The 14,470-nt window shown below is 48.6% G+C and carries 10 protein-coding genes; 5 read left to right on the forward strand and 5 right to left on the reverse strand.

Features of this window, described 5'->3' with window-relative positions; genetic code table 11:
* Positions 1 to 98 precede the first annotated feature (98 nt).
* Both H6G21_RS14200 and H6G21_RS14205 read right to left on the reverse strand, forming a co-directional pair.
* The gene (locus H6G21_RS14200) at positions 99 to 1,757 is read right to left on the reverse strand and encodes a hypothetical protein (RefSeq protein ID WP_190574085.1); all 1,659 of its coding nucleotides are present in this window, start codon (positions 1,755 to 1,757) and stop codon (positions 99 to 101) included.
* Between the two features lie 939 nt (positions 1,758 to 2,696).
* Positions 2,697 to 4,136, reverse strand: a complete 1,440-nt coding sequence (locus tag H6G21_RS14205; protein WP_242041829.1) for a helix-turn-helix transcriptional regulator — start codon at positions 4,134 to 4,136, stop codon at positions 2,697 to 2,699.
* Between the two features lie 513 nt (positions 4,137 to 4,649).
* Here H6G21_RS14205 and H6G21_RS14210 point away from each other — a divergent pair.
* The 5 genes from H6G21_RS14210 (at position 4,650) to H6G21_RS14230 (ending at position 11,332) form a co-directional block, all read left to right on the forward strand.
* Positions 4,650 to 5,306 carry a HEAT repeat domain-containing protein gene (locus H6G21_RS14210; protein WP_190574086.1) on the forward strand — a complete coding sequence of 219 codons (657 nt, stop codon included), beginning with the start codon at positions 4,650 to 4,652 and terminating at the stop codon, positions 5,304 to 5,306.
* Between the two features lie 1,053 nt (positions 5,307 to 6,359).
* Entirely contained in the window at positions 6,360 to 7,382 is a 1,023-nt protein-coding gene (locus H6G21_RS14215) for a hypothetical protein (protein WP_190574087.1), read from the forward strand.
* A 48-nt stretch (positions 7,383 to 7,430) separates the two neighbouring features.
* Entirely contained in the window at positions 7,431 to 8,558 is a 1,128-nt protein-coding gene (locus tag H6G21_RS14220) for a histidine kinase dimerization/phosphoacceptor domain -containing protein (protein ID WP_190574088.1), read from the forward strand.
* A 650-nt stretch (positions 8,559 to 9,208) separates the two neighbouring features.
* Positions 9,209 to 10,072, forward strand: a complete 864-nt coding sequence (locus H6G21_RS14225; RefSeq protein ID WP_190574089.1) for a ParA family protein — start codon at positions 9,209 to 9,211, stop codon at positions 10,070 to 10,072.
* 96 nt (positions 10,073 to 10,168) lie between these two features.
* The gene (locus H6G21_RS14230) at positions 10,169 to 11,332 is read left to right on the forward strand and encodes a ParB/RepB/Spo0J family partition protein (RefSeq protein WP_190574090.1); all 1,164 of its coding nucleotides are present in this window, start codon (positions 10,169 to 10,171) and stop codon (positions 11,330 to 11,332) included.
* A 74-nt stretch (positions 11,333 to 11,406) separates the two neighbouring features.
* Here the strand turns inward: H6G21_RS14230 and H6G21_RS14235 are convergent, their stop codons facing one another.
* The 3 genes from H6G21_RS14235 to H6G21_RS14245 form a co-directional block, all read right to left on the reverse strand.
* Positions 11,407 to 12,360: an alcohol dehydrogenase catalytic domain-containing protein gene (locus H6G21_RS14235; RefSeq protein ID WP_190574155.1), complete on the reverse strand. Its 954-nt coding sequence runs from the start codon at positions 12,358 to 12,360 to the stop codon at positions 11,407 to 11,409.
* Between the two features lie 485 nt (positions 12,361 to 12,845).
* Positions 12,846 to 13,622, reverse strand: a complete 777-nt coding sequence (locus H6G21_RS14240) for a hypothetical protein (RefSeq protein ID WP_190574091.1) — start codon at positions 13,620 to 13,622, stop codon at positions 12,846 to 12,848.
* Positions 13,619 to 14,155: a hypothetical protein gene (locus H6G21_RS14245; RefSeq protein ID WP_190574092.1), complete on the reverse strand. Its 537-nt coding sequence runs from the start codon at positions 14,153 to 14,155 to the stop codon at positions 13,619 to 13,621. Before H6G21_RS14245 ends, H6G21_RS14240 begins: the two co-directional genes overlap by 4 nt.
* Between the last annotated feature and the right edge of the window lie 315 nt (positions 14,156 to 14,470).

Below are 14,470 nucleotides of genomic sequence, written 5' to 3' on the forward strand. Positions count from 1 at the left end.
GTTCACAACGACCCAAAAATGGGTTCAAAGCCTTTTTCAGCCTTGGTTTGAGCGATCGAGCCTGCCTCCTTATGCCTGCCTCCTCACGGCCTGCCTCCTCACTCTGGGGTAATGTCCGCCGTGGGACTTGTGATCCTTGGATGCCATCCCGTTCCCTGCTGTAGCAGTTGCCAACCGAGCCTGCCGATCAGCCGATTCGAGACCGATCGCGCGATCGCCATCAGGGGATAGGCCCACTGGAGCCATGGGTAGTTCATCGAGGGTTCCAGCGTTTCGGGGTGGGAGGATTGTGGGTGGGAGGATTGTGGGTGAGGGGCTTGCAGATGAGCAGCAGCAGTCACAGTCGCTGTCACACTGGAGGGTAGACCCTCAGCAGCATTACCCGATCGATCGTCCGGCTCAGTTCGGGAAATATCCGCGTATGCTTGACCAGCGAACGAATTACCCAAATTTTGCCCTAATAAGCTTGAGGAATTTTTAGGGTAATTCAAGTTAGTTGAATTGGATTGAATGTGTTCTGGATGCCAAAGATCTTTATGTTTATACAATGAGCCTCCACCAATTTGGTAATTAACTAGTAGGTTAAATCGATCGGTAATTCCTACTGGCAGTAATCCCTGACTGATTAAGCTCTCGACAACCCGACGAATCTTTTCTCGAATAGCCTTCTTACGATTCTCTGATTTCTCAATTCGATCGGAATTAGAATCTTGAGAACTTGCTGGATCGATCGTTTGCTTGCCGTATTGAAAGTAATGGCTGTTTTCAATACATCTAGCCCATTCTTCAATCCGCTGTTTGAGTTCGTGTTGGTGCTGACACCAATCTTCGTAGCCCGGTAACGATCGAGCAATTCGATCAACTTCAATAATGAGATCTTGACCCGTTAATGGTTTTTGACCTGTGAGAACATGATGGAAAATGTAGGTTCTTAAAGTGATTCGACCAAGCAATCGATTGGTTTGTCCTCGTCCTGTCCAGCCCACTTCAATTTCCGCATTCAAATCGTTGAGAAACTTCTCTGCTTTCCCAGACAGTCGATGAATTCTCTGTTTTGCCTGTTTCAGAACCCGTTTAAAAACCAAGGGATCTAAAGCGTTTCTGCTCTGACATTGCTGCCAGACTTCGACAAAACGAGATTGAGCGTGGGAAACCGGCTGAAAGTCACTATCCAGCAAATAGGATCCCACTTGCAACGGTAGCCGATGAGCATTGAATAGGCTAAACTCGCCTTCCACAACGTAGGGCTTGGGATTAGGAAAAATTTCCAATTGCCCCGGATAGGATTTAAACCCGTAGTTGTCCAAAAGTGTAGACACCACTAAGGCGATTTTCCAACTAGTCTGCGGCTCGTCGAAGGGGAGATACAAATGGAGCCCCTGGCTGTAACTCGATGTCACTGCAAGATAGGAAATCAAACCTAGGGGTTCCAAGGCTCCTAGAATACGGGCGATCGCCAGGGGATCCTGTCGGGGGTGATAGGGACTGCCGATATCAATGTCTAACAGGATGTAATTAGTGGTGGAACCGAAGCGAACTCCGTAGAGCAATCCTCCCTGCTGAATCGCCCGATCGCTGAGGGGATGCCGACTTTCGGTGTGCCACTGGACTGTTTCACCCGCGACGGTCAGTTGCGCCCAGATGTAATCATAACGGTGGGGAAAGAGTGAGAGAAATGCATCATCCCACTCGGAAATGTATTGAAAATCCGCTTGCAAACTGGCTCGGTTTGACCGAGGCCGTGTGATTTGTACCATAGCCAAGTTCCAGATCTAGACAACAGTCCGATCGGAATAGGCGCACACCAAAATAGAGCGACTTAACTAGCATTGCCAGCACTAGCAAATTCACCCTAAGATGGGTACAGCACAGGTAACTTTGTCGCCCGCCAAAGCATAAAAGTTAACCTGCTGTCCTATTCTCGAAACCCTTAAGAGCCTTCTCGTTGCTAGCGGGAGGGCTTTTAAGTTGGGGGCAGAGTTCACTCCGCTCACAATGGATAGAGGAATCCCCTGATATCCCTGATCATGTATACCAAATCCCGATCGATCGATCTGTTCTGAGATCCGGGCAACCTGTAATCACTTTGATTACAAACTGCATCATCTGAGAAACTGAAACCTCTGTAAATTAAGGGACTTAGAAAAATAAAGGGGGTAGGGGGCTAGAAATGTTGGGGGTAGGGACTTAGATTTTTTGGGTGAGGGGGTCTAGAAGTCCATCCGAGTCTGGCACAACAATTGGGGGTGGGGCTCTAGAGATCTAAGGGGTGGGGGCTCTAGAGTAGTGTGTAATCAATCCTAGGGAAATAGGCTGATAGGTCTGGGTTTGGACGATCGTGATTACTGGAAATGGCGTTGGGGCTGGGGGTCTAGAGATTTTTTGTAATCACTGCGATCGGGGGGTAGGGTCTAGAAATCATGTAATCATCTCAAATCCTTGTCTAGCAAGGGTTATGCAAGATTGAGTTACCTTTGCTAGGCTGCAAGCTTCGTGGATGATTACAACCTCGATCGTCGGGAAACCCAGGGGGCGTGCGGTCATGCAAAGGTGACGGTCGCCTGAAGGTAACGGGAGGGCACCTGCCGGAATCGTAGACAAACGCAGACAATCGCAGACCCAGTGATTACAAAGTCTCGCGAATGATTACAGTCTCTATCTGCGAATGATTACAAAGGTTGGTAGCAGATCTGTAATCAGTTGGCAGGGAGGTCGAGTTCGAAAACCCGTTTCAGGATGGCCTCAGTATCCGCCGTAATCGATCGCTCTCCACTTTCAATCAGCGAAATTAAGCCTTGGCTGATCCCGCTGAAGGCGGCCAGTTTGCGTTGACTCCAATTGCGTTCGGTGCGCAGGGCTTTCACCTGTTGTCCTGTCAGGATGATGGAGCTGTCTGAAACAAGGTCGCTGCCCGCTGGAACGGAATGGGGCGTTTCTGCTGCCGCTAGCCGGAGATCCTTGCCATCCTGTCGTCGAATCCACAGTTGGGCTTTCAGAAGGTGATCAAAAAAGCCCCGAGGCCGTTGGTAGTTGCTACGTCCAAAGCCCAAGGGCTGAATTTCGGGTGGATAGGTTTCGGCGTCAAATTGCAATTCCCAACCCCGATCGTGGAGGGCTAGCAAATCATCATCCCAAGTGTTGACTAACTTTTTGCGAGCTTCACTATTAGTGGTCGCAAGATCAACTTTTTCCCGACCGTAGGCTATTTCCATTAGCATTTCCACAGTCAGGGGCGATCGTTGGCTGAACTGTGTTTGGAACATGAGCCAAACCATTAACCGAGCGGCCCCTTCTCGGTGTTGCCAGACGCTCATCACGCCTTCTAAGACATCCTGGGCAAGATAGCCCTGCTGATAAAAGGCGGTTTTTTCCCGCTGTCCTTCTTCGTTCAGGAAATACCTTGTCCACAATCCTGGACGCACCACAAAGGTAATGCCCGTTAATTCTTTTTTGCCGAAGAGCGTTTCTTGATAGTGATAACGGGTTCCTAAAATGTGCCAGAGTCGGCCTTCTTCAATGGTGAAGCCTTTGACTTTGCCCTGACGCGGCCAGGAAATAAAGGTGGTAATTTTGCAGGGTTGTTTGGCAATTTCTTCGATGAGGGCTAGCTTTTCCTGCCGGTTTTTATCGGTGCGTTTTTTCAGTCCTAGGTAGGCTTCGATCTGCTGGTCGGTGATGACGAGTTCCTGTTCCCAGGGGCGATCGAGCTGGGCGGCGTGGGCGGCGTAGATCAAATGCATACAGGCCGCGCGAATATCAAAGGTATCGATTACCGCGAGGGCAGCGGCTCCGGCTAAGGTGGAGGGATGCTCGGTTTCTAAATCTTCTGTGACCCAAAAGTGTAAGGCTCCTTGACCGTTTCCAATATCCTTGGCGTAGTAGAGTTTGCCGTTGGGATCGGGGGCCCAGGGGAGGTGTTTCCGTTGGGTGAGGATGTTGCTGGCTTCCCAGATGGGCAGGGCCGAGGCCATGCGAGTCGCGCGACTATGTTCAAATAGGTCGGGGCTGGCCTTGGGCAGGGTATCGGGTTTGCTGTCGGGCATTTTGGCAGAAGTCGGGGATGCAGCCGGATTAGGCTTAGCTTTGGGGGCTAAGGCTTCTGATGGCGTGGGTTTGGGTTTGGGTTTGCGAGCCATCGGGGTGCATTACTCCAACTTGAACGCGAGATCAGCGGCAAGGATTGCCTGGTGGCAAGGAACTCGTAAGGCTGAGTTCTTCTAATGAATCAAAGGCGAATCAAAAGTCACAGCTATGATAAGCCAAATTCTAAGAACGACGCAGATTGTTCAAAGGGATTTCATCTTGTACTACAATCAAGCGTAGTACAAGATGAAAAGAAGAATTAATGATCTTCTAATGGGCGATATTCCCCATCGATCGTCTGGACAAATATTAAGGATCGTGAACTAGCTAGAGCGTGCAAGTAACTAGCGTTACTATCTGCCGCTGAAATGATTGATCCCAAGATACTTGGAAGACGATATGGAGCGCACGAGGTAGACGTTGGCGTCGCGGGGAATTAGGTTTTCACCCTGAGTCACGATCGCCGAGAAAAATGAGAACTTTTACCCATTTTATGATGATTGTACACATATTGTAACAAAATGTTATAATTGCTTAAAATTGCTGCTCCTACACAGGTGCTAGATATGGATCTCGATCAAATCAAGGTGAGTTTGCAGAGTGAAGATCCCCAGGATCGGATGCGTGGATTAACGGCCCTACGTCACTTTGATGCAGAAGTAGCTGCACCAATCTTGATGACTCAAGTGGATGACACAGAAATGATTGTCAGATCCTTTGTAGTTATGGGGCTGGGGTACAAGCAAACCGAAGCAGGATTTACCAAGCTGCTTCAAGTCATGGAAGAAGATGTAGAAGCGAACGTGCGGGCCGAGGCTGCCGGGGCTCTGGGTAAATATGGATCGATCTCCATTCCCCACCTCGTCAAGTATTTTGAGCAGGATCAACACTGGCTGGCACAAATTAGCACGATCCTTGCCCTGGCTGATCTGCAATGTCCTGAGATTCTGCTCGATATCTGTCAGCGGGCTTTGCAGACGCCAGAATCGGCGATTCGAACCACAGCGATCGATCAATTACCGACCTTTGTTGGGACGGCATACCAGGAAAAGGCTTTATTGCTGTTGCTGAGCCAAGCCCAGGATCCGGACTGGTCGATTCGCCGCAATGTGGCAAAATCCCTACGCGCCTTTGCCGACGATCGGGCGAGGGCGCAACTCATAGCCTTCCAACGGGATGCCGATCACCGAGTTGTGGCCGCTAGCCTAGAAAATCTGATTTAATTTTTTGCAATTCTATAGAGGAATTGATCCACGAAGCTAGCGTTCTAGTTTGTGGATCAATTCCTCTGTCTTGTACTACATTTGCCAACTTTTATAGATTAATTGTGGTACAAGATATTGGTAACCACAATAGCGAGCCCTCTAGATCAACCACTTTTAAGCGAGTTCTAGGGAGGGATAGAGTAATTTTAATCTTTTCAGATAATTTTTTAAATCTTATCTTTTTGAATTAAAAATTAAACATAAATTATCGAATTGATAATACTCTGTTTGGGTTAAAAAGAAAAGAGAGTTGTCATAAGTCACATCTAAGCCTTGATTCATCGGGGTTAGATGCGATTTGTCAGCTTTTAACTAGCTTGTAGTGGAGCTAGTTAACCCGTTTTTCTGCCAACGAATGCGTTGTTAACTTTGTCCCCTATTGAACAAACTTCTATCTTTAATTTGTGATATACAAAGTTGGAGGTGAAAAAGAAATGCAATTCTCAATTCATTTCTATCCTCGAGCCAGTTGTGTTTTTGAGTGGTTCGTATTGCAATGGACAAAATGATGTTAGGAGTATTTAACTTCATCTTTCCAACTAATGTTCTATGTTGAGGCTTCAGTAGGTGAAGTCTTACGTCCAAAGTATTGTTCATTTACTACAACGCTAGCTTAATCTAAGATTTTCTTGCTGCTCTATACTAGGTGGTCTTTTCGGCTAGAAAAAATCTAGAGGTGACTGTCTAGTGAAATTTTCGAAATCAATTCGAAAAAGCTAGCGATGACAACATTCAATGTCCTTTTCTAGACTCGATCGCGCACGTTTCGAGTCGCAACATCAATCGACTAAAAATTGAAGAAAGCGTTTTGCTTTCATCGATTTAGTTATCGCAATTTTTGTGTTTTGTGATTCTAATAGCGCTTTCTAAGCCGTTATTGAAATGGTCTAGAAGATTTTGACTGCTTTAACGTTGAAGTTACTTGCAGGATATTGCGCTATTGGTTCTCATAAGCATCTGAATTGTACAGAGAAAATTTTTTTAATGCATTTTAATGCAGAGGATTCCCCCATGCTAAAATCCTTAGCCGATCAGCTCTACTATCCCTTCGAAACGCCTGTAACCCCCTATGCAGATGAGATTGAGCTATCTACTCGGCAGTGGGTGCAGGATTTCAAAATGTTGCCAGACGTATCCACTTTCCAACGGTTCTGTCGCATTAACTATGGTTGGCTGGGTGCTCGCTTCTTTCCCTATGCTACGAGTGAAGCAACGACGATCGGTTCTCACTGGATTGCTTGGTTATTTACGTTAGATGATGAATTTGATGAGCAGGCAGTGGGCAGTAGTCCTAAAGTTTTAGCCCAAGCGTTCCAGAAATTCATTGATATTTTGAACGGGGGGAAAGGGTCTCAAACGCCCCTCTCGCGATCTCTAATTGATTTGCGGGAACGGACCCGTGCCCTGTCACCTGACGACAGTTGGTTCCCTCGCTTTGTGATTAGCGTTCAACAATATTTTGATGCTTGCACTTGGGAAGCTCGCAATCGCATTAAAGGTCATCCCCCCGATTTAGAGTCCTACATTCGTTTGCGACAACATGCAGGTGCCCAAACGATCGTAGTTGCCTTGATCGAAATGATGGAGAATATTATTCTGCCGGATCATGTCCGTAATCATCCCCGCATCAAAGCCCTCACGGATATGACGCTGAACTTAATGGGATGGGGCAACGATATTTTATCCGTTGATAAGGAACTTCACGCAGGCGATGTGCACAACTTGGTTTTAGTCTTGGAATATGAGTATGCACTCAGCCGGGATGATGCTTACACTTGGGCGATCGAAGTGCATAATCAAGAGATGCGACGGTTCCTTCTGTTTGAACGCAATCTACCCACCTTTGGCACCGATGCTGCGGGTAACGATCTAGATGCTTATGTTCAACGTTATTTGTTAGGACTGCGCGCCTTAATTCGGGGTTCTGTCGATTGGACGCTGATTGATGCTCCGGTTCGCTATGCTGAACTGAAGCCAATTTCAAATCAAGCTTCCACGGCCAATAACAGCCTGGTTGTGACAGAAGCCGCCTAACTCCTTCTACGCCATCCTGACTGCTCCTTTAACCCTGATGCTCACCCCATGCTGAATCAAGAACTCAATCCCTTTCAGCTACAGGTGAAAGCGTTGCAATATCAGTTTTCAGTTGCCCATGATGTGTTGAATCATCAGGAACTGGATAATCAGTGCTTAAGCATCTTGGTTGAACACAGTCAGGATATGATTTCCCTCGCCTCGCTCAAGGGTGAGATTATTTATCTCAATCCAGCCGGAAAAGCGCTAGTGGGGCTGCATCATGATTTCACTCAGCGTACGCTTCCGGCTCAAGCATTTTTTAGTCCAGAAGATTTTTTTGAAGTTCAGGCGGTTTTAGCGAACTTGCCGGAACAGGGGAGTATTCACCAGGAACTCTGGTTGCGCCACTTCCAAACCCAAGAGCGCATTCCGGTTGCTTGCCATGCCTTTTGTGTTCCCCATCCTGAAACGGGAGAACCGATCGGGTTTGGTTCGATCAATCGTGATAACCGTCCTCAACGACAAACCGAAGCGCAGTTGAGGCAACTTCTAGCGGAAAAAGAGCAGCTGTTACAGGAAAAAGAAAGCCTGCTCCAGGAAGTGCACCATCGCGTCAAAAATAATCTGCAAATCATCGCAAGCTTGATCAACTTGCAACAGCATACACTGAGTGACCCAATGGCGATTGCTGCCCTGCAAACGAGTCAAACTCGGATTCAGTCCCTGGCCATGGTGTATGAGCGCCTAGATGAATCCGATAGCTTCGCGCAACTCAACTTGGCTGACTATATTCCGGAACTAACCCAGTACCTGTGTCACACGGATGCATTCGCCCACCCAGTAGTCACTCAGTTTGATTTAGTGCCAATTGGGTTGTCGGCAGATGCCGCGATCGCCTGTGGATTGATTCTGCATGAGCTAATCGACAATGTGATTCACCATGCTTTTCCAGATCAAATAGTTAGGACTCTAACTATTCAGCTTCGTGCGATTGCTCAGTCTACGGATTTAGGCACCCTATGTCGGATCCGTCTACAGGATAATGGCATTGGTTTGCCGGAAGATGTCAATCCGCATCAAAGCGAAACCCTGGGGTTTCAGTTAATCATCTCGCTTCTGCAAAAACTCCGTGGCACGTTGGAGTACGATCGCGGATTGAACTGTTTCCAACTTACCTTCCCGATCGATGCTTAGCGAACAATGTAGAAATACAGTCCCACGTAGATAGGTGGATGGGTCGATGGGTCGATGGGTGAATGAATCGAGAATGTGATTTCTGAGAAAATTTCGTAAGCTTGTTTCAAGCACTGTTTAACCTTGCCCGTAATATTGTGAATGTATTAAATCCACAGCACTGAAGAATCGCCAAAATTTTTCGATACATTCGTTGGACTTTGATTATAATCAGTGGCACCCACCTGCATTTTGCAGCAAAATTCTGAGAAAAAGCTGTGGAGTAACGTTACTCCACGATCGGTTTGATCTTGAACCTTCAACTATTGTCTAGGGGATCAGGTATAGTACAAAAGACTTGTTTCGCGTGAAGCTGAGTTTGATTGAATTAGGCTTTGGTGGAAGCACGTTATGTTCTATGACTGCAAATCTGTCAAAAATTCTTTGGGCTGCTGCCCTTGGGATCGTCGAGGCGGCTTGACTGTCAACCAGTGAATTAATCCATACTTCCCCATGCTGAATGCTGACGTGGAGTAACGTTACTCCACAAGATTAATCAAGATCAATCAAGATCAATCAAGATCAATGTTCTCCAAGCAGTTATTGCTTTGTAGGATCCTTGGAGATTATTCATTCATTTTGACCCTTTTTCGAGATTACCAATACCCATCATGGCCGCAGCCAAATCTGGAAAAAATCAAATCCGCATTATGATCGGCAGTAATGCTGGCGGTTCTGGCAAAACGACAACGTCGGTACACCTAGCCTATGGATTGGGCAAACGGGGCTATAAGGTGACGATCGTAGAACTAGATTATTCTGGTTCGCTCAGCTCCTTTACGGGATTGCCCATGAACCCCACGGAAGATCAGTCGATCGCGACCGTCCTCCACAAAAGCTTTAAGGGGAACTACCCGCTGCAACCTGTGTGGTCGAATAAACTGTCTACCGTTACGGCGATTCAGGGGGGTGAAGCGATTCGGGATTGTATTCGGGAAGTCCCGATTAATGCCCGAGGCCACTACACCCTCCAGGATCGGTTACTGGACTATCCCCTGGAAGCGGATGTCGTTATTTTTGATACGCCAGCCTCCCTGGAACCCATGGGAGTTATGGCACTGGCCGCAAGTACCCATGTGCTGTCACCGATTAAACCGGAAATTAAAGATGCTCAGGGGCTTTTCGGCTTTTTGCGCTGGTACGATACGACGATCGAAGAATTGCGGTTACGCCCCCAACCGGACATTCTAGGGTTTGTGCCCATGCGGGTCGATTACATGAATAGTGGAACCCATCGGGATGTCCTGGGGGTCGATCGTAAGGGGCAGACCCAAAGCAATATTGATGTCGCTACGACTTTACCAGGACTGCTGGATAGTGTGGGGATTCATTGTTTCCCGCCGGTGAAGGAATCGAAAAATTACCTCCGAGCCTGCGTCGATGGTTTGCCCCTACCGCTCTACCGTCCCGGTTTACCTGCGGCTCAGGATTTTGATCCCATCATCGATCGCATTATTCAACTGTTGAAGTCATAGACCAGCCGAGGCACAACAGCGGCTGTCCTAGAGTGGCGATCCGGGTTTCAACCGAGTGTTAATCAGGTGTTTGCAAGGAGTTTGATAAGGAGTTTGATGATGGGAAAAGTGGGTACAAACTTGCTAGCAGGCTTCCAAGGCGTGCGTGAAAATCAGGAACTAATTTCCCTGCGCGCTCAAGTGCAGGAATTACAGGAAGCCCTAGCGCAAGCCCGTGCGGGCAACTTAGATGAACCCCAAAAGGCTGACTTAGACCAGCGCATGGAAGGGCTGACGGCAGTTCTGCAACAAACGGGAGGGGTTCATGAGATAGCCCTTGATTTAATCGATCGGGATGAAGCCCAACCCCGTACCGTTTTCCCAAAGAGCACCATTCAAGAACGGATGGAAAGCCTGCGCTACCATGGCCAAAAGACGCCGATCATTGTGATTCCGGGGCAGGATGGCCGCTATCGGCTATTTGATGGGGAATTGCGCTTTCGATCGGCCCAGAAGCTCCAGTGGACAGAATTAAAGGCGGTTTTTCTGCCAGAGGAAGAAGTCACTGACGCCCGTGATCTCTTTGAAGGGCAGGTGATCACGAGTATCCATTCCCAACGGCTCCATGATCTGGATCTGGCGACGGCTTTGGTGCGTCTAGCGGTGGAGCATCATCCAACGCTCCAAGGCCAAGAAGATCGCTTTGGTACTCTACTAAATACGGCATTGCGCCGACTGGAACGGGAGGGCAAGTTATCGGAACTAGCAGAGATTCGGCTTGCGGATCCCGATCGGCAAACCCAATGGATCGAAGAAGCTGGATTTCGCGAGTTTGAAGAACAGCAACTGTTTGCTACGATTTTGCGGTTGCAATTGAACCCGGTCTCGATTAATTCCAACGTTTTTCCACTCTTGAAGTTGGCGGAGGATCTGAAGGAAGTCATTCGTACGGAAGGGCTGGAAAGCAGCAAAGCCAGAGAACTAAACCGTCTGTCTGCGGAAAAGCTGAACCAAACCGAAGAAAAAGCGAGTCAAATTCGTCAGCAGGTGACCCAGGACGTGATCCAAAATCGGTTGTCGCTGAATGAAACTCGGAAGTTAGTGCAACAAATGATTCAGGCCCATAATCCCCAAGTTCGATCTGCTCCAAGTAACGATCGCTGGGTCAAGAGTGTTGCCGCGATCGAAGTAGATAGTATTGCTGATGCTGCTATTTTGAAAGAACTCAAAGCGGTGTTAAAAGCCAAATTGGATGAGGTAAGCCAAGCATTGCGCAAGTAGCCTCAGAATCGTTGATCCGTCAGCAAGAACTTGTGGAGTAACGTTACTCCACGGAAGAGCAAGCCCCAAAAATCCTAGCTCATTTCTAATAAAACTTTGAGTGTACCTTTTTGTTGGGCTTGGTCAAAGGCGGCGAGTCCTTGGCTCAGGGGATACCGAGCTTGAATCAGAGGGGTGACATCAACTTTGCCCTGGGCGAGGAGATCCAGCGCCGGGGCAAAGGGGCCACACCGGGAACCGACGATCGTTAATTCATCCACCACGATCGCGGACATATCTAGACTTAACTGCCCTGCATAGGTACTCTTCAGCACGATCGTGCCCCGAGGCCGCAGCGATCGACGGGCTGTTTCAAAGCCGCTGGGATTTCCGGTACATTCCACCGCAACATCATAGATGCTTGGAGTCACTTGATCAGCCAAGGCAGTGGCAATTCCCCGATCGCTCAAATTGGCGAGTTTGTCGGCGTGGCGTCCCACTGCCAGTAATTCGCATCCGGTTAAGGCCAGCGTTTGCGCCACCAGTTGCCCTAACTTGCCATCGCCCACCACAAGCACCCGATCGTTGGCCGTAATCGTGACCTGTTCTAGGATTTCCAGGGCGGCGGCTAGGGGTTCCGTAAAGGTAGCGGCTTCGGTGGAAATGGTGTCGGGCACAAGGTGTAGATTTTGCACTGGAAGACAGAGGTAATCGGCAAATGCGCCATTGTGGTTGACAATTCCCAGCACCGATCGATTGCGGCAATGGGTGGGCATTCCCCGCTGACAGCAATCGCAATGCCCGCAAGCGGCATTAATTTCCCCGACGACCCGCTGATTAATCAAGTGCTCTGGCCCGCGATCGACGATGCCAACGAACTCATGACCCAGAATACCTTGGTAGGGATAGTAGCCGCGCAGCAGTTCCAAATCGGTATTGCAAATTCCTGCCCGCAGAACTCGAATTCGGGCTTCGTTGGGAGCGGGTTCTGGTAGTGGTAGATCATCCCGTAGGGTGAGTTGTTGATCTTGTAGCCAAAGTCCTTGCATAGTCATGGGTAAAACTGAATGGGTAGAAAGTAGAGCGGTAAAACTAAATCAGTAAAAATCGCCGCTTTCAGTATCTCACAAAGCTTTGAGGCGAGTCTGTCAGCCTGTGGTGTAACGTTAGTCCACAGAGTGAGAATAGCCTGGAGATTCCAGATCAGCTTTAAATGAACGTGAGTTCGATGAATTTGTGGTGAGGCGCGATCGTCGGGGCTGCTGCGCAGCGAAGATCGGGGAACTTCTCCCCGCCCCCCTGCGATGTCAGGGGACTCTACTCCCCCGACACCCCCCGAAAGTGAACTCTCCGTCAACGGACAGGGGATTGGTAAGGGACACTGTAGTTGTCGAACTCACGTTCAGTTGAATCAGGTTTAGCCCAGCTCTTACCGAACTGCTCTCTGTGTGGTGTAACGTTAGTCCACAGGTCATACTTTCTTTGATGGTTTTCTGTGGTGTAACGTTACACCACAGGTCATTCCTTGACGTTCTTAGTCTTCTGGGCAAGTGGCAGAGTCCTCGATCGCCTGTTTTACCCAGACTTCTGGCGAATAAAACTCTCCCCGTTGCTCTAGCCGAAAATTCCCTAATAACGCGCCTAACCAAATTTCAATCCAGGGCAAATTGAGGACAAGCGGCAAATCTAGTAGGCGCATTTCAGTCGCCTGGGATTGTAGACAACCCGCGATCGCCTGCGTCCAATCGGAGACATTTTCATCGTGGGCGAGTTGTAGTGCTTGCTCTTTATTCGTAATTTCGGGATGAGGATTTTCAGTTGAATGGGGTTCGAGTGAACCGCTGAATTGTCCAAAATCCCCTTCCAATTGAGGGGTTAAATTTTGTGCTTGCCACTCATCTAAGAGTCCGAGGAGGGTAGATTTGTCCACAGGAGTGACGATCGTGCCAGTCGGTTTTGCCTTCGATTTTCGGGAACGGGGCAGAGGCGGTTCCACTAAATCCGTTAAGTCTAGTGCCATAGTTTGGCGTACCAGATCAGCAAAAAAATCATCTTCAACGATCGGATCGCGATAGGCATCTTCCCACTCGCCCATCAATGCCTGCGCCCGCGACTCGTAAAGTTCTGCCAGTTCCAGCAACAGATCCCCCGCCAATTTCAACTGCTGAAGCTGGGAAAATTGGGTTAAGACGGGGTCAATGTCTGCCAACAGCGATCGTAAATCCGCAATCTCCGGCATTTGTTTGGCCCGCTGAAGATTTTGATTGGCCCGTGGCCAGTTTGCTGCGGTGAGATGATTCTGCTCAGTCATTCGCGACCTCCGGGGCTGTAGGGATTGAGGTGTGCTCCGTGGTAGGGACAAGGCCGAATGGGACATTGAGCGATCGAATGCTGAACCTGGCTAGCAAACCGCTCAAAGCCCGATCTTCGACCGTTGCCGTAGCGATCGTACAGCGCATCCAGCAGTTGCTTAGCGTAGGCTTTCACGAGGCGAGGCGGCAGGCCAAAGGTGTGTTGGGGTTCCGTGCGGGCGATCACCTGGTTGCCCATCCACAGTTCAGCGTAGAGGGCATGAATCACGACTTCATCCTGTACCTGACGTGGCTTATCAACGTAGGTGTGCAGCACCACATAGGGCACTACAGGCAACGGGACTGATAATTCTGCGATCGCGGCTTTTTGGCGTTTCTGATCCTTGCCTTTGCGGTAATAGGAACGCCGACTATGGCAGATCTCATCCTTCCAGCAGCCATCGCCACCTAAAGTTACATCATGGAGGTGGCGTGCTTCGTTGGCCGAAAGTAAGCTACAAGCCCAGCACTTTTCGTTTGTTCGTCGCCCCATATTTGTCTGCTGCTGTTATCAATCAATCAATACCGCTGAATCTCGTCCAGTATCGCTCAGTGTCGCTCAATGTCGCTCAGTGTTGCTCAGTATCGCTCAGTGTCGCTCAGTGTCGCTCAGTATCCCTGGAATCTCTCCGAAAGACTGTGGATGGCTCTTCTGATTGAGAGGTAATTCATTTTACCCCTAGATTTCCAAGTTGGTCTGTTTAATTTTCTGATCTAATTCTGATAACAATAATCTAAATTATTTAACTCAGATTATTATTAGATTACTAAAGATGCTTAAACAATGGGCTACTGATTCAAACCAATT

Source organism: Alkalinema sp. FACHB-956, assembly GCF_014697025.1.
In the GTDB taxonomy this organism is placed as follows: domain Bacteria; phylum Cyanobacteriota; class Cyanobacteriia; order Leptolyngbyales; family Leptolyngbyaceae; genus Alkalinema.